A 25541-nucleotide genomic window follows, 5' to 3' on the forward strand; every position below is an offset into this window, starting at 1 on the left:
TTAAGGTCAGATGGGTTCCGGACATCCTTGCGACGCAAACAAAGGTCTAGGAGTGCGCATCAAATGATCATCAATACGTTCTCGTACATCTGGTCTGCGACGGCGGTGGATGCCGCGTGTGACCTCACCCGGCACGGCTATCGTGTGTTCGAGGTGCCGATCAGCTCGCCGCATTGTTGGCCGGATGATATGACGCGGGCCGCGCGGTCGGATGGAAAAAAGCGTTTGCAGGATTGCGGTGCAAGCGTGAGGTGTCTCAACGCCGGTGGATTCGATATCAATCTGGCTAGTCCAGCAGCAAATATGAGGCGCAAGAGCACGGATCACATCAAGAGTGTGATCGAGCTGGCTTACGATTGGGGTGCAGCCGAAGTGGTGATCTCACCGGGAACAAGGCGCCCGATGATTTCTCCATCGCTTCCGAAGACATTTGGCTGGCTATACGAAAGTTTGGACGTTCTGTTGCCTCGGGCCGAGCAGGCTGGCGTCCGACTTTTATTCGAAAACACGCCATATTGCTTCCGACCTACATTCGATGAAATGCTCGGGCTCGTAAAAGAAGTTAATAGTGAAAATCTGAAGATTGTTTATGACGTAGCGAACGCAGCGTACATCAAAGAAGATCCCGTCTCGACTCTGCTGTCTGGGCATTCAGCAATTGGGCTCGTTCATATCTCTGATACCGGCCTTGAGGAATGGGCCCACGATCCGATCGGCACTGGGATCGTCGATTTTGTAGAGCTAGCAAAAGCAGTCGAAGCTACCTGCAAAGTCGAAAACGTCGTCCTCGAAATCATTCGCGAGGACGAGCCCCTGGAATCAATCAACACGGGCATCGCGGAGCTGAATAAGAGGGGTTGGAATCTGCAATCCCTCGCCCGGTAGCAGCACCCAAGTTTTACTTGAGCCGTAAGATCGACCTTAGCCTCGGGCGCGGAGTTGTCCGCGGCCTAAGACCAAGTAATCGACGATATCTAAGAGGGGAGGATTGAATGAGTTCGACAAGGAATAAAACAAGGCTTTCCCGCAGGTCGCTGGTTGGTGGCATGGCTGCGTCCGCCGCCATATGCGGTCTCGGGATTGGCAAAGGATATGCCCAGTCGGGCGCCGTGACAGAGGTGATCTTCAACGGCTCTTTGGATCCTGGAAATCTCAACGACCCTCGTTCTGTCGCGCAGAACCGCATGATTGAGGCGTTCGAGCGGGCGAACCCCTCGATCAAGATAAAGCATGTTGTCGATCCGACCGGTGCCAACGGAGCGCGCGCAGCGCGAGCCAAGTCCAATTCGCCAGACGTAATCCGTGTCGCGAACTTCCAACAGCCCGAGTATGCGGCAACCGGATCGATCTTACCTCTTGATGATCTCGTCGCCCGCGACAAGATCGATATGAATGATTGGCTGATCCCGTTGGAGCAGACCAAGGTCAATGGCAGGCTTTGGGGATTGCAGCAGGATTTCAGAATTCCAATCCTCGTCTACAGGAAGAGCCGCTTCTTGGAGGCTCAAGTCACCACCCCGCCTCGGACCTACGATGAAGCTGGCGACCTTGGTGCCAAGCTGACGAAAGGCTCCAACATCGCTTATGCCATTCCTCTAGGAGTCACCGGCGGGATCGGCGGTGCTCAAGCGTTCAACGAGTTCATCGTCAGCTCGATCCTTGCGGGAAACACCGGAGCCCTATTTGCTCCCGACGGGCGTAAGATCGCGTTCCCAGACGAACGGCTTCTTCTGGCAGCCGAAACGATCCGTGGCGTGTTTGCCAAGAAGGCATCCACGAACGTCTCTCTCCAGTATGGCTACAACGAGCTGCAGGACGCGCTGCGTTCCGGAACCGTGGCGTCGGCGACGTACGGCCTGTACCGCTTCAAGACGATGGATCGCTCCATCGCCAACAATGATCTTGGATGGGCAGTGGCACCCTCAATCCAGGCCAACGACAGGCAAACAGTCTACGGATTCCAGCTGAGTATCAACGCAAACTCGTCGCGAAGAGACGCCGCGTGGGAGTTCGCAAAATACATGGTAAGCCCCGAAGCGCAGATCATCGCCGCGAGTGGGGGCGAAGTCGTCGCCCGGGCCAGTGCGTACAAGGACCCTTCGCTCTTGTCTCCGGAAGCTGCCGACCAACAGGGCTGGAAGAAGCTCGTGCAGGAGCGTGGTCGGCTCGTTACGTATTCGGTGATCCAGTCAACGTTCAACCAAATCGTCGGCGAGGCTTTTCAGCGTATGATTTTGCGCGACAGCCGGCCGGAAGCCGTCCTCGCAGAAGTGAAGTCGCGCTACGAGGAAGCACTCGCTAAGGCGTGACGCGACAGGGCAGCTTTGTAGCTGCCCGTTAAAGGTATTGTTCGTGGCCACATGAACGTGAAGGCGATCTTGTATGTTTTGTATAGGACCCATCCTAAGCAAAATTTCTACACTCAACCGCTCGAAAGGATGACTAGTTATGAAGTATCGCTATCTGGGTCGAACCGGGCTTCAAGTCAGCGAGTACATGCTCGGAACGATGAGCTATGGATCGGATGGAAACACGGATGAGCGTGAGTGCATTAGCATCGTACACACGGCGCTCGATCGCGGAATTAATTTCATCGATACCGCAGACACCTATTCTCATGGCGAGGCTGAAGAAATTGTCGGAAAGGCAATCGCTGGCCGACGCGATAAGATCGTTCTTGCCACTAAATTCCGGTTACCGGCGAGCGATGAGCGAAACCATCAAGGAGGGTCTCGATACTGGATCATGAAGCAGGTCGAAAACAGTCTGCGTCGCCTGAAGACTGATCACATCGACCTGTATCAGATGCATCGTCCCGATCCGAACACCGACCTCGATGAGACACTGGGTGCGCTCACTGACCTTGTCTCTCAGGGCAAGGTCAGATACCTTGGCTGCTCAACATTCCCAGCTTGGTATCTCGCTGAAACGCAAGCCGTGAGCCGCTTGCAAAAGCTGTCGCGGTTTGTGAACGAAAGTTCTCCCTACTCGCTTTTCCAGCGCACTGTCGAACGGGAAACAATGCCGGCCGTCCAGCAGTATAGGATGGGGTTCACGGCATGGAGTCCCCTCAACGGAGGCTGGTTGACCGGGAAGTACCGGTCCGACGGAGCGGTGCCTGCTGGGTCCCGGGCCGAGCGAGTTCAGGGTCAATGGGGAGAGCACTATCCCATTTTGCAGACGCGTTTTGATATGCGACGCCCAGGTAACCAGAAAAAATTCGAGATCCTGTCCAAGCTTGAGTCGATCGCCGAAAAGGCCAATCTACCCCTCATGTCTATGGCGATGGCATTCCCACTTGCGAACCCGGCGGTGACCTCGGTGATCGTAGGCCCCCGGAAGCTTGAGCAATACAAGGAAATGGAATTGGGCTTTGATACGCAACTGAACGCATCAACGCTGGATCCGATTGATGCGCTTCTTCCTCCAGGCAACCTCATTGAAGAAGCTGATCGCGGGTATGTTTCGCCGTGGATGACGCCAGAGGTGCGCCGCGAGGGAGTGTCGAAGCTTCGGGCATAGGACGGCACGCCGGGGCATTCGGGTTATCGAGACGCCACGTTTGAGGAACTGTGTTCGTGGAACAGAGGCCTTTGCCGATCTAGGACCAATTCCGACTGTTGAGGCAAAGTGGAAATGGCACCCATGCCGCAAAATTGGGGTATAGGTAGGCGGTTGCTGCTTTGGATCTTGACGGCCCACGATACGAAACAGGCGCCGGCTCTTCTTGCGATGTTGCGGCCAGCCATGCCTGTCCTCGGCACACCGCGAATTCGTAGCTCACCACGATCAATTTCTGGTTTATTTCTTTATGTCGGGAAGCACCGGCGAGGTTAGGCAGGGAGCAGGAAGCAAGCTCTCTGACTTCGAGAATGCGCGAGGTGATCCACGACCTAACTAGATGCAGGTATGTGCATATAGTCGGCGTTGGGCCGGCTATGATCGTTCACCACGCGAGGTAAAAGCGGCTTTCGTCCGCTTTGAAATCGAACTGCTCTTGTGCGCGATGTGTGTGTTGAGGCTGCGGCCGAATGTACACCGGCGGCAGGCAGGGCTCATAGATGTCTCCCGCCGTCGACGACGATGCGTGAACCTGTACTTGCTCTGAGGTGAGAGACGCAGGCCAAGATGGCCGAAGCCACGTCGTCGGGTTCGATGACACGTTTGAGGGGCGTCGCTTTTGCGCCGGCCTCGAGTGCCGCTCGGTCCCGGCCTGGCACGAAATCCGTGGCCACGGCGCCTGGGGACACGGTCAGCAGCCGAACTTCTGGCCCGAGTGCGCGCGCGAGCGACGCGGTCATGTTGTCGAGGGCGGCCTTGGAAGCGCAGTAGGCGACGTTGCTGCCCGACGCCGTGAAGCCAGAGATCGAGGACACGTTGATCACGACGGCATCGCCTGAGGCGCGCAGCACCGGGAGGAGCGCGCGGATTGCGGAGTACGGCCCACGAACGTTCGCGATAAGGATCTCCTCGAACAGCGCGTCTGTGAGTGTGACTAGATCAGCATGATTGATGGCACGCGTGAAGCCGGCGGAATTGACAAGGATGTCCAGCTTTCCTTGCCTCGAGGCGACGTGCGCCGATAGCGCTGCGAAGCTTTCGGGATCGTTCAGCGACAACCTTGCGACTTCGTGCGATCCGCGGGGCAGGCTGCCAAGGAGAGCGTCGGCGCGCTCCTTGCTGTGATGATAACCGATGATCACGTCTGCGCCGGCGTTGGCCAGGCATCGGACGGTCGCGGCGCCGATTCCGTTACTGCCCCCGGTGATGACTGCGAGGCGGCCGGCTAGGAGGTCGTTTTTACTCATTAGATGCATCCCGTTGTTTGCTGATTGATTTCTATCAAAGCAATTCGGGAAGCTCTGTCACCCGAACACGGGACAACCGGCGCTCGAAAATGCCGACAGCATCCGGTGCCGCGTCAGTTTAGAACAAGACGCATTAGCTGGTTTTGCGACGAGATGTTGAGCCTGGCGTAAGCCCGCTTTTTGTAGGTCAGGACGGTGTTCAACCCGACACCAAGTTCGAGCGCTATTCCCTCCGATGTGACGCCGCGGATAATGGCGGCACAAACGTCGGCCTCGCGTGAAGTCAGGTTCGGAGCGACCGCCGCGAGACGTTCGCGATAGTACGCGTGCGAATTCGGGCGGTTGGCCGCTTGCTGATCGGCATGACGACGCACCAGCGCGAGCATCAAGGGAGCCTTGTCTCCGATACGATTTATTTCGTCCTCAGTGAAATTGTTTCCTCTGGGTCGGTAGAGGTTGATGCGAAGTGTGCGGCCGTCTCTGGTGTCAGACAGACTAATGCGATCGTCCAGCCTTACTGCGGTGTAGCAGTGGTGACGGTATTCCGAATGGATGACCTCCGATGCGCTCGTCTTCAGGATCCAGCTTCCTTGATTTCCCGCTTCGCGCAATTGGCCGTTGGCGAGGTCGTACTGGTAGTATTCGCGGCAGTATCGTACGGCGACGTCCTGCGACACTTTTGCCGGCCCCGTGTTCTCGGCGAAAATTGTCCATGGCTTCGTGTCGGCGTCAAAGGCGAAGGCCGTCATATGCTCGGGCATCACCCAAGCGGAGGCGGCCCGGAAGAGCGAAGCCGAAAAAGCTGGCGTGCCGAGGTCCTCAATGAGGCTCGTGAGGGCCGGAATGTCACCAGTGCCGGGCGCGGGGCGGATGAGGCGATGGGCTCGCATATAAGCTCCCTGATTTTTCCTCTACCTTGCGATGTTGTTTCGTTCGTTATAAGGGTATGCGATCTTGTATGCAATATTGCTTACGAAACGTCCGACCCCGATGTATGCCTTCGAGCCTCCTACACGGCTGACCAGCGTGTTTGAAACCCTGCGCCGCGAGATCGTCGCGGGAGAGCTTCGCCCGAATTCACCTCTTATCGAGCTCGATTTGGCGGAACGTTTTGAGGTAAGCCGAACACCGGTGCGCGAGAGCCTGCAGCGACTTGCTGCCGCTGGACTGGTCGTCCCCCGCAAACGCGGTTGGGCGGTTCGCGAATTCTCGACGGAAGAAATCCGAGAGAACGCGGAAGTACGGTTGGCTCTCGAAGGTTACGCGGCCGGCCTTGCAGCGATCCGCGCATCCGCAGCACAGATTGCCGAGCTGAAGGCGATCCACGAACGGAGGCTCGCGCTTCACTCCAGTAATGAGAAGATGCGGGTAAAAACAAACCGCGAATTTCACGACGCGATTATGGTCGCCTCAGGAAATGGCCGGTTGACGAACGCAATCTATCACTCGGGCCAGTTCTATTTCAACGCGCCGATCGCACGGGCGGCGACGGGTGACGAATTGGCGCTGGGCAATGCGGATCATGAGCTCATCTTATCGGCGATCTCCCAACGCAACGCAGACGCCGCGGAACGAGCGATGCGGGCTCACATCAAGCGAACGTTCGCCGTCTTCTGGCGGCTGACCGGTAAGGATGTCGCCGGTCCTCCAGATGTTGCCTGACGGAGAGCCCTCGTCGCGTCGGGGCGGTTCTGTTCACCTGAGCGGTAGCGTCGTGTACGCCACGTTCTTCGCTGCGGAGAGGTGACTCGGAGCCGGCCAATGAGTGTATCGTCGATGGCCGCAGTCAGTCCGTAAACAACTCGGCGAGCGCAGCGCTACGCAGGCGACGCGCATAAGTCTATCCCGCGGCCCGACCGCCTGAACAGCGGTTGGTGCTACCAATCGATATCCCGTTTCTATCTTACAGCTTAGTTCAACCTCCCAAATTGATCAATCGCATTTCTCGATAAATCTATCGGCCGGCCATCGTTTCCCGTCTGTGTTGCCCCTAGATGCGATAAAGGTGTTGACGTCCAAAACTTGGAATTGAGGAAGATGATGGCGAAGCTGACCCCCCAGCGGGCACGTGCGGGCCGCAAAACGGACGGTCAAGAGCCGCGCGAGAAGTTGCTTAAGGCAGCCATGGAGCTATTCGCCAGGCATGGATACGAGCCGGTATCCACGGGACAGATCGCGGCGGCTGCAGGTCTCACGCAATCGATGGTTCACTACCACTTCGGCAAAAAGTCCAAGATATGGAAGGCCGCCATTGAGCGTCTCATGTACGAGCGCGGCCTCGTCTTCCCTATTGGCCGCCTTGATCTTCAGGATCTCGATCCGCTTTCGCGTCTAAAGGTCATGATCAGGAAATTCCTCGCAGCTAATGCCGCAGATCCCAATCTCAATCGCATTCTTATGCACGAGGGCATGGTACGCAGCGCCCGGATGCGCTGGCTGGCTCGTCGATATATGATCGCCGGTTACAGACTTTTTGACCAGGCGATCGAAGAAGCGGTCGAGGCGGGAATGATACGCTCACTTCCGATAATCAACGTAACGAACATCATCGTTTCCGCTTGTACCATGACCTCGAGCCTGAGCGTCTTAATGGATGAGGTTTACGAGGTGGACATAACGCGTGAAGAGTATCTCTCGTCATTCAGTGACTCGCTCGTAGAGGTGCTCTTTAAGGGTCTGGAAACGAAACGGCCGGAACTTGAAGATAAACGCCGCTGACCATGGTTCAGTGAATTCGATCCACTCGGTGTCGGTGGTCCATTGTCTTCAGAATCCATTGCGAAATGCCGGATTCAGGACTTTCCAGTTCTGACGGTTTGACCGTTCCAATACGTGGCACCGCGGCCTCCGGCGATCTCCGCCTCGACTTGTTTGATGCCCTACACCGGTCGCAGCGAAGGTCGCTTTCCGCAAATCGTTGAGACCAGGCGGCGCAGGTGCGCCGATTTGAGGCGCCGGAAAATCAACTGTTAAGTCAAACCAATTTACAAATAGGTCTATTGACAATCCGCGAGGCCTGGCTATTTTCCTGCTTGCAAAGGCTGGCAGAGAGATCGAGCCCAAATTTCGCGTCTGAAGCCAGGGGAAGAGCAAACAAGGAGCGGCAAATGTTCAAAGGTCGGAACGCGAAATATTGGAACGAATTCAAGGTTGGAGAAGTAATCGAAACCGCTGGCCGAACCATTGAGAGCGGCGATGTGAACCTATTCGCGGGGCTATCCGGCGACTTCAATCCCGCCCATATCAACGAAGTGCATGCCAAGAAGACGCAGTTTGGCACGCGCATTGCGCATGGACTTCTCACGCTCGCCGTGACCTCCGGTCAGATGAATGGTACGGGCTTGTTCGAGGGAACAACGATCGGCTTTCTGGGCATGGACAAGGTTCGTTTCTCCAATCCGGTGAGATTCGGCGATACCGTGTTGACCACGGCCGCGATCACTGAGGTTCGGCCAAGCGCCAAAAAGAAAGATCGGGGCGTGGTTTCGATGACCATCACGGTGAAAAATCAAAAGGGTGAGACGGTGCTTACTTACGAACAGGCGCTACTCATGTCGGGCGCAACCTAGGTAAGTATTGTCCGTATCGGCCGCGGCGCCGAGCCAAAGCCAGGGATCGACCGGCGACTTCCGGTCGATACTCGCATCAGATCGACAGCCGATTTCCATCATGCCGGTGAAAACAATGTCCCAGGCCCAAGCGAACGTGGCATTCGATACCTCGGTGAAAGCATTGGCTGCGATCGCCGAGTCTCACCCCACCAAGGACGCCTTCGCCTTTCCCGCCGAAGCAATCTCTTTCCGGGATCTGAACGACAAATCCACTGCCTTAGCCAAGGCGCTTCTGGATCTCGGCTTCAAGCCTACAGAGAATATCGCGCTACTTGCTCAGAATTCGATCCATTGGTTGATTGTTCAGTTGGCGGTCGCCAAAGCTGGAATGGTGCTGGTCCCACTAAATACATATTACAAGGTCGAAGATCTGACTTACGCTTTGTCGCATTCGCGGGCTCGCGCGATCTTCTTCACTCCCGCTTTCAGGACGAATAAATATCTCGAATTGGTTAGAGAGGCGACCAAGCATAGCCAGAACAATCCGACCAAAATTATCATCGGCGGACGCGCTGAGCAATGTCTGTCCATTGACGAGCTGATCGCGCAGGGGACTACCTCGAGTGCGTCTCTTCCATCTGTGCACGGCAGCGACAACGCCGCGATCATATACACCTCAGGTACCACGGGCTTCCCGAAGGGAGCGATGCTGACGCATGAGGGCGTTATGGCCAATGGTCGGAGCGTTTTTTCGAGGCTGAAAATAGGCTTTGATGACCGTGTAACTTCCATTGTTCCCATGTTCCATGCGGCATCCTTCTGCGTCGGGATCGCTGGATGCCTGACGGTTGGCGCGACATTCCTTGGGATCGAAGCCTTCGACGCTGTTGAAATGTTCGAGATCATCCAGCGTCATCGAGCCACCGTCCACATCGCTGTTCCTACTTCATTGCGTATGATGCTTGAGCACCCGCGCCGGAGAGAGTTCGATCTATCGTCGCTCAGAGTTGGCACCTGTGGGGGAGCAGATGTGGAGCCCGACATGCTGCGCCGATGCGAAGCCGAATTCCCGATTCCATGCATGGTTCAGGGGTATGGGCTGACCGAGTCGTCGGGGCTCGCTTGTTGTCCCGAGGTCGACGATCCGAGTCGTTTCGAAGCCGCGGGCCTGCCGTTGCCGGGATACAGCATTCGGATCGCAGACGCGGAGAACGGTGCAGTCCTGGGACATGACGCGATAGGAGAAGTCCAGGTCAAGAGCAATCTGATCATGCGTGGTTACTTCGCAAACGACGAGGAAACGCGAAAGGCGATCGACGCAGACGGGTGGCTAAAAACCGGCGATCTTGGGCAAATCCGCCTCGACGGAAAGTTGGTACTCGCCGGTGGACGCTTGAAGGATATGATCATTCGCGGTGGCGAAAACATCTACCCTGCGGAAGTCGAGCGAATTCTCTTTTTACATCCGGCTGTAACCGAAGTTGCAGTGTTCGGGATCAAGGACGAGCACTTTGGCGAAATAGTCGCTGCCGCGGTTAGGTGCGGAAACGTTACTGCAGCCGAACTTGCCGATCACTGTGCGAGTCGAATCGCGAAATACAAAATTCCAACCAAATACTTCCGAATCGAAGTTTTTCCGCTCACGCCAAGCGGAAAGATCCGAAAGGTTGCGTTGAAAGAAATGGCGGCCGACGGAAAGCTCGACGTCCTAGCTTGACGGTCAGTTGGACCGCTCCGCAATAGGCGTGGCCGTGCATCACTTAAGACCTACCTGATTTCGCGGAGTTTGGCTTCGGCATTCGAAGCTCCCTAGTTGCAAGCCTCTGCAGGGACACGACTGAAGAATCAACCAGCATAAAAGGTTACACGGGAGGTCCAAAAATGTCTGAAAGGAAGAGCGCGAAGCCTTTGGATGTGATCGTCATTGGCGCCGGCTTCGCCGGCTTGTACGCGCTGCATAGGCTCCGGAAAGACGGATATTCCGTCCGCGTTCTAGAGGCCGGCAAATCGATTGGGGGCACCTGGTATTGGAACCGGTATCCCGGCGCGCGCTGCGACATCGAAAGCATGCAATATTCATACTCCTTTTCGGACGAAATCCAGCGCGAATGGAAGTGGTCGCAGCTGTATGCGCCTCAACCGGAGATTCTAAGCTATATTAACTTCGTTGCTGACAAACTTGACCTTCGTCGCGATATTCAACTCGAAACCCGTGTGGTCGCCGCCACTTTCGACGAAGACTCCCGGACTTGGACAGTCCGCACCGAAGCGGGTGAGGCGTTCGAGGCTCCATTTTGCGTGATGGCGACCGGTTGTTTGTCGGTTCCGATCGTTCCCTCGTTCCCTGGAATGGAAAATTTCAAGGGCGACGTCTACCGTACGTCGGATTGGCCTCACGAAGGCGTTCAGCTCAAAGGCAAACGGGTTGGGCTCATCGGGACGGGCTCGTCAGGGATACAGGTGACGCCGGTGTTGGCCGAGCAAGCAGAGCATCTCTACGTGTTTCAGCGCACGCCGAACTACTCCATTCCTGCACTGAATCGGCCGATCGACGATGAGTACGAGCAGGCGTGGAAGCAAAACTATCCTGAGCGGCGGAAAGCAGCTTTAGCCACTCGCATTAACACGCTGAGCGACTTTGGTACTATCCCGGGCAGTTCGGTCAGTTACGAGGAGCGTGAACGCGAGTTCGAGCGCCGCTGGACCAAAGTCGGCGGATTCGGATTCGTGCATGGTTATACCGACATAATGACCGACCCGGTCGTGAATGCTCACGCCTCCGAATTCGTCAAGAAAAAGATCGCGGCATCTGTTCGTGATCCAGAAGTGGCGAAGAAACTCATGCCGAGCGACTACGGTATCGGAGGCAAGCGCATCTGTGTCGACACCGCGTATTTCGAGACGTTCAATCGAAATAACGTCACGTTGATCGACGTCAAGAGCGATCCGATTAGATCGTTCAATCCGAACGGCCTGTCTACGCAATCGCGATCGTTCGAACTGGATACGGTTATTCTCGCCATCGGATTTGATGCGATTACTGGCGCACTGCTCAAGATCGATATCACCGGCCGCGATGGTTTGAAGCTGCGAGACCGCTGGGCCGAGGGACCGAAAAATTATATCGGAATGGCAGTCTCCGGCTTTCCGAATATGCTTATGGTTACGGGGCCTGGAAGTCCGTCGGTCTTTACAAACATGGTGGCGTCAATCGAACAGCACGTCGATTGGATCGCCGACTGCATTGCGCATCTAAAGCGCAAGGGTGTGTCGTCCATCGAGGCGCTGCCCGATGCGGAAGACAAATGGGTGTCACACGTCAATGAGGTGGCAAACGGCACTCTCATGCCGAAGGGCAACTCCTGGTATGTGGGCGCAAATATACCTGGGAAACCGCGGGTTTTCATGCCCTATCTTGGGGGAGCACACGTCTACAAGAAAATTATCGAGGATGTGGCCAGCAAAGACTATGAGGGATTTGGGTTGGCATGAGCCAACTGGGGCTTCCACGGAATTAGGGCGAGTGCTCATAAAGACGCAGATGTCTGAGTATCTACCAATATGGCCGCCTTGGAGGAGTTAGCTCGTTCGTATCGACGTTGGAGCGGCTCCTTGGGCCGACAGCGCCGAATCGTTCTCACAGCCCAGCAGAGGAGTGCGCTATGTCCTGGAGGTCGAAGCCGAGTTGGTACTTCGTGGCGAAGAAGGAACGCACCATCCCACCGGAGCTTCAACGTTTTGTCGCAAAGCGCAGGGGCGCAACTGTCTTTGAGACCGACACTCGCAAAGCCGAAAACGCAGTTCAGCAAGCATCTGTGGCAGCTTAAAGTGCATCGAGCCTGTTTCAGCAAACCAGAAGGAAGTCTGGACGACGCGAAAGGCGAAGCGCCGCTGGCGGAATTTGTGCGCAACTATGGCGCCATCATCGACGCGCTGACAGCGACGGTCACTAATGCACAGGCCGGGTTAAACTGGCTGAGCGCTCAACCGCCGCACCTGGAAGAAGTCCGACGAACTCTCAATACAATCGCTAACGACGGCATGCGAGCAGGCAAAATCGTCGCTCGACTTCGGGCGCCCATGAAAAGGTTCCCCTCTGTGGATGACCCCTCTTGATCCTTGAGGGATACCTCCGAGGTGGCCGAAGCAAAGTCGCCGTTTGGCCGACTCAGACCTCCGCCGGACCCCCTTCTGTGCGCTGTTAAGAGCAAAGTAGATATCAAACGCGCCCTGGTCCGCAGTGTCCCGATTTATGAGTACGCGCCCTGCCAAAGTAGTGCTAGTTGGGAACGTACTGTAGCTCGGTGAAGTCGCTCGAAAGGTTTCGTGTCGCGCTGCGGCCCGGGGGGAGGGCCGATGCGGAGGATCTTCCGGAGTTTCTGCTTCGTGATCGAGCAACAGTAAGTGATTGCGTTACTCGTGCTAAATCGGCGACCGATGACCTCTTCGTCCTATGAAGGATCGAGGAAAGCCGAGACAGTCCCTGCCAAAATCAATGGACACTCATCCATCGGATAGTGACCTGATTCCGGTAAAAGGGTCAGCCGTGCGTTTGGAAGTCGCTTGAGCCATGTTTCTCGAATGAACTGCTCTGGAATACCCAAGTCGTGCCCTCCGGTCACGACAAGTGTTTCGTTAGCAAGCGCAGCCGCTTCGCGATCGAAATCGTCCAGGGCCCAGGATTCGAAGTATCCCGCAAATGCGCGCGCAGAACAGGTCGTCATCGAGAGGGTTGCGACGCTCTTCGACCAGTAAGAGGGTAGGCGCCCCCCTGTCGATGTATTTATGATCGCTTGCCGCGCGTCGAGGTGCTCGGCAGCAGAGCGAAAGAACTCAAGGGCGTCTGCGTCTAGCGGGGCTTTGCCGGCCCAGACGGGCGTAATGGCGCAGATGCGTTGAACGCGGTCTGGTGCAAGTGTCGCGGTCCGAAGCGCTGCCTTGCCGCCCATTGAGTGACCGACGACTGAAAACTGCGCCCAGCCAAGGCTGTCGCAAACTGCGATCGCATCTGCGGCGACTGTTGCCATGTTGAAAGGACCCGTAGAGCCCTTAGCGCTGCCGTACCCTCTAAAATCGGGGATTGCAAAAGCAAAGCGATCCGGATCAATCCCCTGAAGCATAGGCTTGAAGCATTGGGCGTCCCCGAACCATCCATGCAGCAACACCGCGCGATGAGGTCCGCTGCCGTAGGTGATATGGCTCACGTTCGGTCTTCCTTCAAAATCAGCGTGCAACGCTTGTGCTCGGTCCGACGTATGGCCAAAGCCGCGGCACGTCGGCGCGCTTTAAGCTCTGATAGCAACCCACGTGACAGCTTGACCCGATACAAGATCAAAAATAGCCTAAACGATTAGTAACGTCGCGGTCCTTACCAGGACAGCATAACAACTTTACCGACAGGGAGGTTCGTCATGAGTTGGAAGGACTCCAGTCGCGTCCTGCGTATGCAGGGCTTGCTGCCGAACGTCATGTCATCTGTTTTTGTCGAGATCGACATGATCAATGCCTCTGAAGTCTTCGGTCAATATACCATCTCTGAACTAGAGGGCATGCGCATCGTTCGTGGAACTACGCGCGGCGGCCGGTATCAAGTGCTCCGAAGCGCACGACACATTCGCCAGGCGTCACCGCAGGCAGTCTTCGTATGTTTGCCACTCATTGGCGAACTGACTATTCAGCAACACGGGCGGCGGTCAGACATTTCAAAAGGCGACATCGGACTGCTCGATTCACGCGACGAGTACGCGATCGACATTTCGGAGGGTTCCGATATTCTTTGGCTCAGTTTTTCGCCTACGCAAGTCGAGGCGCGGTTAAGGGGCCTTTCCGATAATGTTGGACGGCGAATAAGCGGATCGAGCGGAGTTGGACTTATTGCGTCCAAGTTTTTACGCTCCGTCGGAGCCGAAGCTGATAGCCTTGCCAATTCTTGCTCCTCGCAAATCAATCTAGCAGCGATCGATCTGATCTCGGCGGCAGCGTCGGAACGGGGCTCATCACATTCCTTCCCCCGCGTCAAAGCAAGCCGAAAAACATGGGAGCGGGCCTGCGACTACATTGAACGCCATCTTGGCGACGAGAACTTGTCACCGGCTAAGATTGCAACCGCGATCGGGATTAGTACCCGCTATCTGAGCGAGTTGTTTGCGTCTGAAGGACAATCCCCAATGGGGTGGGTAATGCTTCGCCGCTTGGAGTCTTGCAGGATGGCTCTAACGCGTCAGCCATGGACCCCCGGCGTTGTCACCAGTATCGCCTTTCAATACGGCTTCAGCAATATTCCAAGTTTTAACAGGGCGTTTCGTGAAGCCTTTGGACAAGCCCCCCGAGACGTCATGCCGATAAACAGGAATTGACGCCCGGCCGCCCATTGACTTGCGAACCCGGCCGGCCGTCTGATTGCCAGGCGGCTTGGTTGCATATGAAATGGCGAAGCCGTCACGGGGCCCGTTCGGTCATCGCGCGCAACCGATTTGTCTGAAAATGCCGATCCTGGGATCGTAAATTTTATGTGCCTTGCTCGACCCGGTTGCGCATAATGCATTGTCCTTCAGAGTGCTCTGCAAGCAAAGCTGTTTCGCCTTGGATGCTAAGCGCTGCGCGCGTATGCGTTTAAACTATCGTTCGAATCTGCTTCATTGAGCACAGAATTGGAGAGGCAAAGTGCGCAAGACGATCTCGCTTTTCCAGCGCCATTTCCGAGTCGGACGATGATCGAGCGCATTGACCACTTCGTTATCACCGTCCGTTCGCTCGAAACGACCTGTGCTTTCTACGAGCGTGTGCTCGGGTTTAAGCGCATTGATTCGGCGCCACTGCCATGACGTTCGGCAAGCAAAAGATCAACGTTCATGAAGCCAGCCGCACCTTCGATCCGAAGGCCTTGGCGCCAACGCCGGGCGCAGCCGATTTCTGTCTCATCACCCGGATGCCAGTAGAAGAGATGCGCGCCCATCTCGAAAGCTGCGGCGTCACGATCGAGCTCGGACCGATTGAGCGCGACGGTGCCGAGGGTAAGATGATCTCGCTCTACTTTCGGGATCCGGACAGCAACCTCATAGAAATTGGCCGCTACCTGGAGCTGTGTTAAGCGGCGAACGCGGGCTCCGCTCGCGCGACATAAAGCCTCCGATCGCGGATCCAATCCGCACGTTGGAGTCGTTTGTCTCGACGCCGCGCATCAAGCAGCCGGATACGATCTTCGTTAGCGCCGGCGATCGTTTACGGAAGGCGGTTCTCGACTATATGCGGCCGGAAATCGTCAGATCACGCTGCGATCCCATTGTTGGTCACAAAGCGCCATTGGCAGACTCGCATTCGAGCGCGCCGAATTTTTGTTGCGGGCGAATGACCGAAGCAATTTCGATGCAGGAAGGGTTCGTGCAATGGGTCGCTCGGCTTCGTCAGGACCCTGAAACTTAAGAGCGGAGATTGCATGAAGAGGTTCATCCATCCATGCGGTGAATTACGCGTCGTCGGCGCTGCACAGTGCTCTGCGGGCAAAGCGGTTTCGCCTTAGACGTCAAGCAGCGTGCCGCGTTGCCGTCTAAATATCAGCTTGCAGAGGGGTCCGCACGGCACGGAACGAGCGAGTATCCCGTCGGGGAGGAAACTGTGACTGTGCAAGAGTTGAAAACACGTCAGGCTGCCGGTCGTCTTCAAGGTTTGTCCGATGGAGCTGAACTGCAGAGTCATATCCGAGTTGGCGCGGACTTGCCGACGCTTCTTATGACAACCGCCCACACGACCGGCGACCTTTCGGTGCTACGCAACGAATGGCGCCCTGTTGATGTGCTCGGCGTAGCCCAGTGTAATGTTGCTGACGAAGAGAAAGCGATTATTCGCGAAGAGTGCTATCGGCGTCTGGCCGACCATAAAAGGCGAGGAGGGGGGGCGCCGGTCCGACCGACCTATGATCTCCTCCGTGGCATTGGGGAGTGGTTTCTCGGTAGCTCCATCGAACCTCTCATTCCATTGCTCGCCGAGGAATTGATCTTCGATGGGCATGATTTGCGTCAGCCGCAATGGAACAAGCAGGCAATCGCGCCGGAGCGTCCGTTTAATGTCGCAATTATTGGCGCCGGCGAGAGCGGCATAATCGCGGCGGTTAGGCTAAAGCAAGCCGGAATACCTTTCACAATCTATGAGAAGAATGGTGAGGTGGGCGGTACCTGGCTTGAAAATCACTATCCGGGTTGCCGGGTTGACATCAATAGCTTCGTCTACAGTTACGCCTCAGCGCCTCGTGTCTGGAGCGATTATTTCGGTCTACGTGACGAAACGTTGTCGTATCTTCAACAAGTCGCGAAAGACAATGGTCTCTACGAGTATATCAAGTTTGGCTCGGAGGTCGCGGAGGCGGCTTGGAGCGACGAGGAGCAAGGTTGGAAGTTGACGGTCAATATTGCTGGCAAGATTGAAACCGTCTCTCCGAACATGGTCGTCTTCGCGGTCGGTCAGCTCAACCGTCCGAAAATGCCCGAGATCGCCGGTATCGATAGCTTCAAGGGGGAGGCATTCCACTCGGCGCAATGGAACCACGACTTCAAATTCGAAGGTAAGCGAGTTGGAGTCATCGGTACCGGCGCGAGTGCGTGCCAATTCATCCCTCAGATTGCGAATGTCGCCGCGAAAGTCACGGTGTTCGCGCGAACTGCAACGTGGCTCCTGCCGACGCCGAATTTACACGAGCGGGTCGAGGGTAGCCAGCGATGGCTTCTGAAGAGTCTTCCGGGCTACGCCCAATGGTATCGCGGAAGTCTCCTGATGCTGCAAATACCCGGGATTTTGGATCATGTCGTCGTTGATCCGAAATACGCTGCTAGCGAGCAGGCGGTTTCCGAGAGCAACAATTTCGTCCGGCAACAATTGCTGCATTGGCTCGAAGCCCAGATTGCGGACCGGCCAGATTTGCGCGGCGCAATTATTCCGAACTCACCGGTAGGATCTAAGCGCATTCTTCGCGACAACGGTACATGGGCTAAGACGTTGAAGCGCAACAATGTCGCTGTAGTTAAGGAAAATATCTCGGAAATTACCCCAGGTGGGATCACGTGCGTCGACGGCACCAATCACGATTTCGATGTAATGGTCTATGGGACAGGATTTCACGCCTCCAAGTTTCTGTTCCCAATCAAGGTTCGGGGGGTCAATGGGAGTTCTCTGCAGGATGCCTGGAACAACGGCGCGCGCGCCTATCTCGGCATGACGATTCCTCAATTCCCCAACATGTTCTGCATGTACGGCCCGAATACGAATCTGGTGGTGCATGGCGCAAGCATCGTGATGTTTTCCGAACTGACGGCGAAGTACATCGTCGATGCGATTCGTGTAATGCTGGAGAAGGGCGCGCGCACTATGGACGTGCGGGAGGAAGTATTCGCGGATTACGACAGACGGGTGGACGAAGCAAACAAGGCCAGGGCTTGGGGATATTCAAAAGTAAACAGCTGGTACAAGGATGCAAGCGGACGAGTAGGTCAAAACTATCCGTTTACCGCGGCAGAGTTCTATCAGAGAACGAACGCGATCGTTGCCGCTGACTTCCGCTTTGGGCTTTGCAGCTAGATCCACGATCAAGCGATCGAACAAGAGTAGTGCGAATAGCCGAAGTATGCAGGCGGCCACTTTTGGCCCTGCAGGGGCTGAGCTCGCTAAACAGCGCAATTGCAAGCGGAGGAAGTTATGGCACTTGATCAACACGTGAGTGAGCTACTCGCATTTTTGCAGCAGGCGGGAGCCAAATCGTTCGAGTTGATGGACATTCAGGAGTTTCGTGGGGCCGTTGGGAGCGCCGTCGGAACGCAGAAGCCGCCACAAGATGTTGCGAAGGTGCATTCGGTCGACATCCCTGGCCCTGCCGGAACGCTGCAAGCCCGGATTTACGTGCCAAGAGGACAGCTGCCTCTCTCGGTAGTGGTGTATTTTCACGGCGGCGGATGGGTCGGAGGTGGTCTTGATGTTGTTGATGAGCCATGCCGCGCGTTAGCCAATAAAGCAGGCGCAATCGTTGTTGCTTCAAGCTACAGGCTAGCTCCCGAGAATAAGTTTCCATCGGCGCTAGATGATGCTTTCGCAGCACTGACGTGGGTAGCTCAGCACATCGCTCGGTTTGGCGGAAATGTTGACAAGCTTTTCGTGGCGGGCGACAGCGCTGGAGGCAATCTTGCGGCAGCGACAGCCCTGATTGCGCGCGATCGGGGTGGTCCCAAGCTGGCCGGTCAGATTCTGCTTTATCCCGTAGTCGATGCGAAGTCCGACTATCCCTCGATGCGTGAGCATGCTGAGGGATACTTCCTTCACACGGCGGCACTGTCCTGGTTCTGGGAACATTATCTCTCGGCCGCCGAGGACCGGAATAATCCCTATGCGAGTCCTATCGCCGGAAACCTTGCGGGCCTTCCTCGCACCTTGATCGTCACGATGGAGTACGATCCCAGCCGAGATGAAGGCGAAGCTTACGGTGCCAAGTTGGCCGCCGCCGGCGTCGACGTTCGCGCCGTCAGAATGGATGGACTCATTCACGGAACGTTTTGGTCGTCGGGCGCCGTTCCACGCGCAGAGGAGCTTTACGATGAAGTGGCCAACTTTCTGCGGTCGCAGCCTGGATAGTCCAGTTCGCGCTGTGACGTCGGCGGCGGGTATACGACTAGCTCCCCATTGGATTCGACCAGCTGCGCAGCTCACGTTCGTCGCGGTACTCTCGATAGGTGTGTTCGGGCGCGCATCCAGTCTCCTGGAGGACGCCTTGCAGATAATCGGTTCGAGTATGGCTGCGAACTTGTAGCCGTGCGCTCGACATAATGGTGGGCACGAAAGGACTTGCGATGCGAGGCCAGACATTTGAAATCGTTCGAGGAGAGCTGTTTCTGCTGGGCGGCGTCGAGCAGATCGACGAACGGATAAGCTGGTATTCAGCGGAAGATCGAGGGAAGTTCGTTGCGTATAACTCATATTTGTTGAGAAGCGGAAACGACTGCCTCCTGGTGGAATCGGGCGCGGCTGCCCATCGTGGGATCATTCGCGAGCAATTGCGGAATCTACTGCGTGATGGAGACCATTTTAAGAGGATCGCGGTCACGCGCAATGAACCGGAATGTGTGTGCAACATACCCAACCTGGTCAAAGACTTCGGAATTGAGGCCGTTCATTCGGCGCCCCAGATGAGCTCTTTGCAATTTTTTCCTAGCGATTCTGCGGAAGTGCGTTCTGAAAGCTTCGACAAGCGCAGCGCGGAATTGTTGATGCTCGAGTTTGGAGTGCAATGTATTGCCGCGGATGAAGGCGAGAGCATCTCCATTAATGGTGAAGTCCGTCTTGAGCCGTTTAAAACACCGCTCCGCGTGCTGCCGTCACTGTGGTTTCACGATGCAAACACGCGCACGCTGTTCTGCTCCGATATTTTCTGCGCCGCGGTGTCCAAGACGCCCGCGATTCGAACCAACTCGGACGTCCTCTCCAAGGATGAGGCGATAGCTTTGATGCTGCGTGAGCTCGCCATGAAATTCGAATGGCTCTCCCGAGGACATCTGAGCGGGATCATAGCAATCTTGGAAGAGTATTTCTCGCAGAGAAATATAGAGGTTCTCGCGCCTACTCGGGGGCAGGTCATCATCGGAGCAGATGCCGTTAACTCGCGACTGTGGGGGCTGATCGAGGCAATGAAGATGCTGGATGCGCGCAACCTGCCGCTTCATGCCTCGTCTGTGCTGTCGCGCTGATCGTCCAATTCGGATCGAACGTCACGGGAGCGAGGCTATGGAAGACGATATGAAATATGTGGGCTTCGGGGCGCGTAAGCTTACTAACGGCATTCATTTGATGACGGGATGTTTTCATCTGGCTGTAGACGGACGTGCGTTTCATACGCATCTTTCTGCTTACCTCGTTATCGGCGAAAGCGGCAATATGCTCATTGATACAGGGCACCCGAAGGACTTTAGAAAGATTGCCTCGTACATCCGGTCTGTTGTTGGCGACGATCTGACCTTCATCTTTCCTACGCATGAAGAGTATCCTCACGCGGGAAATCTGGGTCTTTTGTTGGACGCGTTCCCTCGTGCCATAGTCGTCGGTGAAACACGGAACCTGCACCTCTATTTTCCGGATCAGTATATCAGGGAGCGATTTCAGCAGAGTGATGCCGGCGATGTAATTGACCTGGGCGGTCGTCGCATAACAGTACTGCCTGCGGTGATCCGGGATCTGAAAGCATCATATTGGGCTTACGATGACTTTGATCAGGCGCTTTTTGTCTCCGATGGTTTCGCGTTCTCTCACTCTGACTCCAATGACTGCGTTTTGTTGAGTGAAGAGCTCTCGCAAAAGCCGACGGTGCACGACGCGCGTCAGATACTGGACCTGGCACTTTATTGGTCGCGCTTTGCGGACAATAGCACGGTCGTAGTTGAACTCCGGCAGATGCTCAACGAGTACTCGACTAAAATTATATGCCCCGCTCACGGCAGTGTCATCACCGAGCCGGCCCGGCTGGTACCTGTGATGAACGAGGCATTGCTGGAGCGGCCTTAGCCGGGTCGCAATCGATTGGACTGCCTGTGCGAAACTGCGGGCGTCTCCGATGCGCGAACACGAATAGGCTGTTCAGTACAAAAACAGTGTTCGCAAGTGTGTACCGGGGGAAGAGCGATGCAAACTGCCCGTGTTAGCGGCATCTATGTTGTGATCAGCGACATGGATCGCGCTCAACGGTTCTACGAAAAAGCGCTTGGCTTGGTCACGAAATTCCGCGACCGGTCGTCCTGGTGCCAGTTCGACACGGGGAGCGTGACATTTTCCCTAAGCTCACCTGAGGAAGCGGGAAGTACCCAGAGCGTGATGGTTGTCTTCAAGGCCGGACAATTAGCTACCGTTCGGGAGCAGGTCGAAGATGCAGGTGGCACCCTCCTTGCTCTGCGGGACATGGGTGCGCACGGCACCGTCGTGACCTTTGCCGATCCGGATGGGAACGAGTTTCAAGTTCTCATCTCGAGCGGAGGGTAGCGGGCCTCATCGGGCGAAGCAGCGAACCAGGCCCGGTTCGGCGAGCGCGTCTTTAGAGTTCTGGCATATTCGAGTCGTCCGGTCGTCATATCGCGATGCGATGCGAAAATTCAAATGCGGAGTCGCTCCGCAAAGGCAGTGTCAACACGACAAAGAGCGAATGGCACCGATCGGTTTCAGATGTCACATCGGAATGTGACATCTAGCTTGCGTCAATTGTGCTTAAACGATGCCGCTCGCGTCGAGTACCAAAATTCAGATGCCGAGCATTAGAGAGCGCGGGACCGCACAATGGTCGGCGGATGTGAAGAGCAAGCGCTAGCGGCGTTCTAACGTAGAAGGCATTCTGTGATGAAGTTCGGCATATTCGACCAGAACGATTGGGGCGGCTTGCCGCTGGCTCAGCAGTACGAAGAGCGTCTGAAGCTGGCGGAGCTCTACGATGTGAGCGGTTTCTACTGCTATCACATGAGCGAGCACCACGGGACCTCGCTGAGCACGGCGCCCTCTCCGAGCGTTCTCATGTCCGCGCTGACGCAGCGCACCCGAAATCTGCATTTATGCCCGTTGGTATATCTGCTGCCTCTCTACCATCCCGTCCGCCTTGCGGAAGAGATCTGCATGCTGGACCATCTGAGCAAGGGTCGATTCCAGTTCGGGGTTGGTCGCGGGGCCTCACCCTTTGAACTTGCCGCGCTTGGCGTTGAGCCCGAGCAAGCGGCGAAGATGTATGCTGAGGCCCTGACGATCATAAGAGCATATTTCAAGTCGGAATCGCTGACGCATGAGGGCGAGTTCTGGAAGGTCAACGACTTCGCCGTCGAGATGACGCCTTTCCAGCAACCGCATCCCCAGATTTGGTACGCAGTCGGATCACCCGACTCGGTGGCGTGGCCAGCGCAGAATAATTTCAATGTTGTATGCGGCGGACCCGCGCCGCGTCTGCGGGAAATTTCTGACGCCTACCGTGCCGAATGGAGGAAATCGGACGTTGACGGCCGTCCTGAGCCCCTGATTGGAATCAACCGTTACGTGATCGTGGCCGATACTGACGACAGAGCTCGCGAGATCGGGCGCAAAGCATGGCCGAAATTTTACAGCAGCTTCATGAAGCTGTGGGTGAAGAACAACGCCCAACCGATCAGAATGAAGCTTCCTCCTGATTTCGACAGTCTCGTCGAGAGCGGCCAGGCTGTCGCGGGCTCCCCAACGACAGTGGCGTCCGCACTGGCCGATCAGATTATCCGAGGCGGGTTCAATTACTTCATGGGGAGCTTCGTTTTCGGTAGCATGCCCTTTGCCGATGCCTGTGCCTCGATCAAATTGTTTTCCAAAGAGGTGATGCCAGCACTCGAGGCTGTCGAGGTCGTGGCAGCTTAAGTCCTCAAGTCTTCTGCTAGAGCCAGGTAAGCTGATGAGCTATCAATTTGATCATCGAGAACTCCGCGATGTATTGGGTTCATTCGTCACTGGGGTGACCGTGGTTACGACGGTGGATGAGGAGAGGCGCCATCACGGACTGACGGTGAATTCGTTCAGCTCGGTTTCTCTTGATCCTCCGTTGGTACTCTGGAGCCAATCGAATTCGTCGCCGAGCTATCCCATCTTCTCGAAGAGCGGCCGCTTCGTGATCAATATCTTGGCTGAAGATCAGATCGACCTTTCGAACAGGTTCGCCCGCTCGGGCCCAGACAAGTTCTCGAACCTGGAAATCGACATTGGCAACCACGGCCTTCCCATCCTCAAGGACACCAGCGCCTGGCTGGTCTGCAGGTTTGTTTCGGCAATTCCCGGAGGCGATCACACGATCTTCCTCGGGGAGGTAGAACAGATCCGGCGAACGGCTAGGAGGCCGTTGGTGTTCGGTGGCGGGAAATACCTGGTCGCGGATACTCATGACCTGGCTCCGCCACAAAGCGGAAAAACGCCTGGCGATGGTCCGTTTCACGCAATGCGCCTCGGCGGCCGCGTCATAGCGCGGTTGGCTGCAGAGTTCGACCAGTCGTTTGCCCTCGCCGTCTGGGGTAGCCACGGACCGACTGTGATTAATTGGGCGCCGTCACTGACTTCGCCGCGAAAGACCCTGCCTGTCGGACTCGTGCTTCCGGTCACACTGACAGCACCGGGAATCGCGTTTGCCGCGCATTTGCCAAAGAGCGTGACCGAACCGTTCGTCGAAGCAGAGCTTTCGCCTTCCGCGATCGAACGTTGGAGCGCGGATCTACAGACTGCACGCGCGCATGGTCTAGCCATGACAATCAACCGCCTTGGCGGCGGAGACTCCGCCCTGAGCGTGCCCGTGCGTGACGCGAATGGGCATGCGGTCCTTACAATCACGGCAGTCGGCGACACAGGGCAGTTCGAGCCAAGACTCGATAGTCCGCTTGCAGAGGCGCTACGTGTCGCAGGCCGAAGCCTGTCCCGACGCCTCGGCTACGTCGGTGAAAATGGGCACGTTCATGGGACGCCACAAGCCGCTGATCCGTAAGGTGACCGCGAACCGAAACCCCGAATAGAGACGGACTGCCCCCGGCGAGCGTCTAGTGCGCTGTAAATGGCAACCGTCGCAGCAACGCCGCCAGCTTCAAGGACGCGGTGACAAAATAGGCCCGAACTGGCTGATCGAGAGCCATCAGCGTCGTCGACAAAGTGCAAGTGCAAACCATGCCAACTTAAAAACAAAAGATGAGGGGGAGTAACAAAATGAAGTCGAGCGTCACGTCAGCTGTACCGACAAGGGTCCAATGGAGGATGGTGCTGATTCTGTGCCTCGTCAATGCGGTCGCTTTCATTGACCGAAACGTCCTGCCGCTGCTGGTGCAGCCCATCAAGCGCGATCTCAGTATCACCGATACAGAGATGAGCTTTCTCATCGGCGCCGCGTTTGTTCTGCCTTACTTCTTCATAACACCATTAGTCGGTTCGCTGGTCGACAAGATCTCTCGCCGTAAGATTCTGGCGACCGGGATAAGCGTTTGGGGCGCCGCGACGATTTTTTGCGGTTCGTTTGTCAATTATACGACGCTTTTCGCTGGACGCTTGGGGGTTGCCACTGGCGAGACAGTCTCTGGCCCGGCCGCCTTGTCTCTAATCAGGGACGTCTTCGATGCGGAATTCAGAGGGAGGGCGATTGGTGTTTGGTCGATGGGCGCGAGCGTGGGCGGCGGCTTGGCTCTGGTTGGAGGAGGCATGATCCTTCTGCTCGTTGGCGATTCCGTGGGATCGTTCCACGGCTGGCAGGTGGTGTTGATCACTTGCGGGCTCTTATCTCTGCCGATCGCGGCGCTGGTCTACACCTTTCCCGAACCCAAGCGTCGTCCGTCGGCCACCGGCCAGGAAGCCACAGTGCGGCAAGCATTCGACGACCTGCGCTCACGCTGGATGATCTTCGTGCCGCTTTTTATCGCCAACGGCGCAACGATCATGTTGCTGGTCGGATACTCGTCATGGGTCCCGGCGTTTCTCGGACGCACATGGCATATTCCGCCCAGTCAGATTGGATTTGCGCTCGGCTTAATCATTCTGTTCTTGAGTACGGCCGGCCAATTTCTCTCAGGCTTTGCCATAGATTTCGCGTTGAAACGGCTGGGTAAGCCTGGGGTGCCACTGGTCGGCGCGATCGGATGCGTCCTCATTGCAATTCCCGCCGTCGTAGCGCCCTTTAGCAATTCAATTATTGTGACCTGGACGATGCTGGCGCTCTTCAACCTGCTTGCGTCGGCACTATTCACCGTTGGTACAACGACCATAGTGCATGTGTCGCCCAGCACAACAATCGGCAAAATTTCTGGAATCCATTTCTCTTGGGTTGGTATCACTGGTTATGCGCTCGCTCCCACTTTCGTGGCGGTGCTTGCGGATAAGTGGTTCGGCGGTGGATCTGACGCGCTGGTATACGCCCTGGCAACCGCGGGTGGCCTGCTTGCCGCGCTCGGTGGGCTGTGTTTGATCACCGTCTTTTGGCAGTTGAAGCGAAACTCGGCGGCGACAGTCACATCAGAAGTGAAATACGCGGGATAGAGGTCATGCGAGAGGCCTGCGATGCGAAAAGATTAGTGAGTACCGATTCCGTCCAAGCTGATCTTTTCGAAAGTCGAAAACACGTCAATCTGCAAAGGTGACGCGCCCGACCGGGGTGTCATTCGGCGATCGACCGGCGCTGGTCGCTGCTCACTAATCC

At 56.2% G+C, this 25541-nt stretch carries 21 protein-coding genes and 1 pseudogene; 19 read left to right on the plus strand and 3 right to left on the minus strand.

Annotated features, from left to right (window positions below):
- Positions 1 to 63 precede the first annotated feature (63 nt).
- The 3 genes from JQ632_RS08000 (at position 64) to JQ632_RS08010 (ending at position 3522) form a co-directional block, all read left to right on the plus strand.
- Entirely contained in the window at positions 64 to 885 is an 822-nt protein-coding gene (locus tag JQ632_RS08000) for a sugar phosphate isomerase/epimerase (protein ID WP_212401751.1), read from the plus strand.
- A gap of 107 nt (positions 886 to 992) precedes the next feature.
- Entirely contained in the window at positions 993 to 2309 is a 1317-nt protein-coding gene (locus JQ632_RS08005) for an extracellular solute-binding protein (RefSeq protein WP_212401752.1), read from the plus strand.
- A 139-nt stretch (positions 2310 to 2448) separates the two neighbouring features.
- Positions 2449 to 3522, plus strand: coding sequence for an aldo/keto reductase (locus JQ632_RS08010; protein ID WP_212401753.1), 1074 nt, complete (start codon positions 2449 to 2451; stop codon positions 3520 to 3522).
- Positions 3523 to 4055: 533 nt separating this feature from the next.
- Here JQ632_RS08010 and JQ632_RS08015 read toward each other — a convergent pair.
- Both JQ632_RS08015 and JQ632_RS08020 read right to left on the minus strand, forming a co-directional pair.
- Positions 4056 to 4808, minus strand: coding sequence for an SDR family NAD(P)-dependent oxidoreductase (locus JQ632_RS08015; protein ID WP_212401754.1), 753 nt, complete (start codon positions 4806 to 4808; stop codon positions 4056 to 4058).
- Between the two features lie 113 nt (positions 4809 to 4921).
- A complete protein-coding gene (locus tag JQ632_RS08020) occupies positions 4922 to 5698 on the minus strand; it encodes a helix-turn-helix transcriptional regulator (protein ID WP_212401755.1) in 777 nt (258 codons plus the stop codon).
- Between the two features lie 100 nt (positions 5699 to 5798).
- Between JQ632_RS08020 and JQ632_RS08025 the strand changes: the two genes are divergently transcribed.
- The 6 genes from JQ632_RS08025 to JQ632_RS08050 all read left to right on the plus strand — a co-directional run bounded on the left by JQ632_RS08025 (position 5799) and on the right by JQ632_RS08050 (position 12475).
- A complete protein-coding gene (locus JQ632_RS08025; RefSeq protein ID WP_212401756.1) occupies positions 5799 to 6470 on the plus strand; it encodes a GntR family transcriptional regulator in 672 nt (223 codons plus the stop codon).
- A gap of 375 nt (positions 6471 to 6845) precedes the next feature.
- Positions 6846 to 7526, plus strand: a complete 681-nt coding sequence (locus JQ632_RS08030) for a TetR/AcrR family transcriptional regulator (RefSeq protein WP_212401757.1) — start codon at positions 6846 to 6848, stop codon at positions 7524 to 7526.
- 389 nt (positions 7527 to 7915) lie between these two features.
- Positions 7916 to 8377, plus strand: a complete 462-nt coding sequence (locus tag JQ632_RS08035) for a MaoC/PaaZ C-terminal domain-containing protein (protein ID WP_212401758.1) — start codon at positions 7916 to 7918, stop codon at positions 8375 to 8377.
- A 100-nt stretch (positions 8378 to 8477) separates the two neighbouring features.
- Complete coding sequence (locus tag JQ632_RS08040; RefSeq protein WP_212401759.1) at positions 8478 to 10076, plus strand: class I adenylate-forming enzyme family protein; 1599 nt, start codon at positions 8478 to 8480, stop codon at positions 10074 to 10076.
- 164 nt (positions 10077 to 10240) lie between these two features.
- Positions 10241 to 11851: an NAD(P)/FAD-dependent oxidoreductase gene (locus tag JQ632_RS08045; protein ID WP_212401760.1), complete on the plus strand. Its 1611-nt coding sequence runs from the start codon at positions 10241 to 10243 to the stop codon at positions 11849 to 11851.
- Positions 11852 to 12127: 276 nt separating this feature from the next.
- On the plus strand, positions 12128 to 12475 hold the full coding sequence (locus JQ632_RS08050) for a hypothetical protein (RefSeq protein WP_212401761.1): 348 nt from the start codon (positions 12128 to 12130) through the stop codon (positions 12473 to 12475).
- 335 nt (positions 12476 to 12810) lie between these two features.
- On the opposite strand, the gene JQ632_RS08055 is transcribed toward JQ632_RS08050, so the two are convergent.
- Complete coding sequence (locus tag JQ632_RS08055; RefSeq protein ID WP_212401762.1) at positions 12811 to 13563, minus strand: alpha/beta fold hydrolase; 753 nt, start codon at positions 13561 to 13563, stop codon at positions 12811 to 12813.
- Between the two features lie 207 nt (positions 13564 to 13770).
- Between JQ632_RS08055 and JQ632_RS08060 the strand changes: the two genes are divergently transcribed.
- From JQ632_RS08060 to JQ632_RS08105, 10 genes and pseudogenes are all read left to right on the plus strand, one after another.
- Complete coding sequence (locus tag JQ632_RS08060; RefSeq protein WP_212401763.1) at positions 13771 to 14715, plus strand: helix-turn-helix domain-containing protein; 945 nt, start codon at positions 13771 to 13773, stop codon at positions 14713 to 14715.
- 354 nt (positions 14716 to 15069) lie between these two features.
- Positions 15070 to 15449 (plus strand): annotated as a pseudogene (locus JQ632_RS08065) (VOC family protein).
- 524 nt (positions 15450 to 15973) lie between these two features.
- Entirely contained in the window at positions 15974 to 17926 is a 1953-nt protein-coding gene (locus JQ632_RS08070; protein WP_212401764.1) for an NAD(P)/FAD-dependent oxidoreductase, read from the plus strand.
- A gap of 117 nt (positions 17927 to 18043) precedes the next feature.
- Positions 18044 to 18970, plus strand: a complete 927-nt coding sequence (locus JQ632_RS08075) for an alpha/beta hydrolase (protein ID WP_212401765.1) — start codon at positions 18044 to 18046, stop codon at positions 18968 to 18970.
- Positions 18971 to 19185: 215 nt separating this feature from the next.
- Entirely contained in the window at positions 19186 to 20079 is an 894-nt protein-coding gene (locus tag JQ632_RS08080) for a hypothetical protein (protein WP_212401766.1), read from the plus strand.
- Positions 20080 to 20116: 37 nt separating this feature from the next.
- On the plus strand, positions 20117 to 20890 hold the full coding sequence (locus JQ632_RS08085) for an MBL fold metallo-hydrolase (RefSeq protein WP_212401767.1): 774 nt from the start codon (positions 20117 to 20119) through the stop codon (positions 20888 to 20890).
- Between the two features lie 117 nt (positions 20891 to 21007).
- On the plus strand, positions 21008 to 21361 hold the full coding sequence (locus tag JQ632_RS08090; RefSeq protein ID WP_212401768.1) for a VOC family protein: 354 nt from the start codon (positions 21008 to 21010) through the stop codon (positions 21359 to 21361).
- A 351-nt stretch (positions 21362 to 21712) separates the two neighbouring features.
- A complete protein-coding gene (locus JQ632_RS08095) occupies positions 21713 to 22741 on the plus strand; it encodes an LLM class flavin-dependent oxidoreductase (protein ID WP_249151608.1) in 1029 nt (342 codons plus the stop codon).
- A gap of 34 nt (positions 22742 to 22775) precedes the next feature.
- Positions 22776 to 23849, plus strand: coding sequence for a flavin reductase (locus tag JQ632_RS08100; RefSeq protein ID WP_212401770.1), 1074 nt, complete (start codon positions 22776 to 22778; stop codon positions 23847 to 23849).
- Between the two features lie 215 nt (positions 23850 to 24064).
- Positions 24065 to 25381 (plus strand): MFS transporter, encoded by a 1317-nt coding sequence (locus JQ632_RS08105; protein WP_212401771.1) that lies wholly within the window; start codon positions 24065 to 24067, stop codon positions 25379 to 25381.
- Positions 25382 to 25541: the final 160 nt, after the last annotated feature.

The organism is Bradyrhizobium liaoningense, assembly GCF_018130955.1.
In the GTDB taxonomy this organism is placed as follows: domain Bacteria; phylum Pseudomonadota; class Alphaproteobacteria; order Rhizobiales; family Xanthobacteraceae; genus Bradyrhizobium; species Bradyrhizobium liaoningense_C.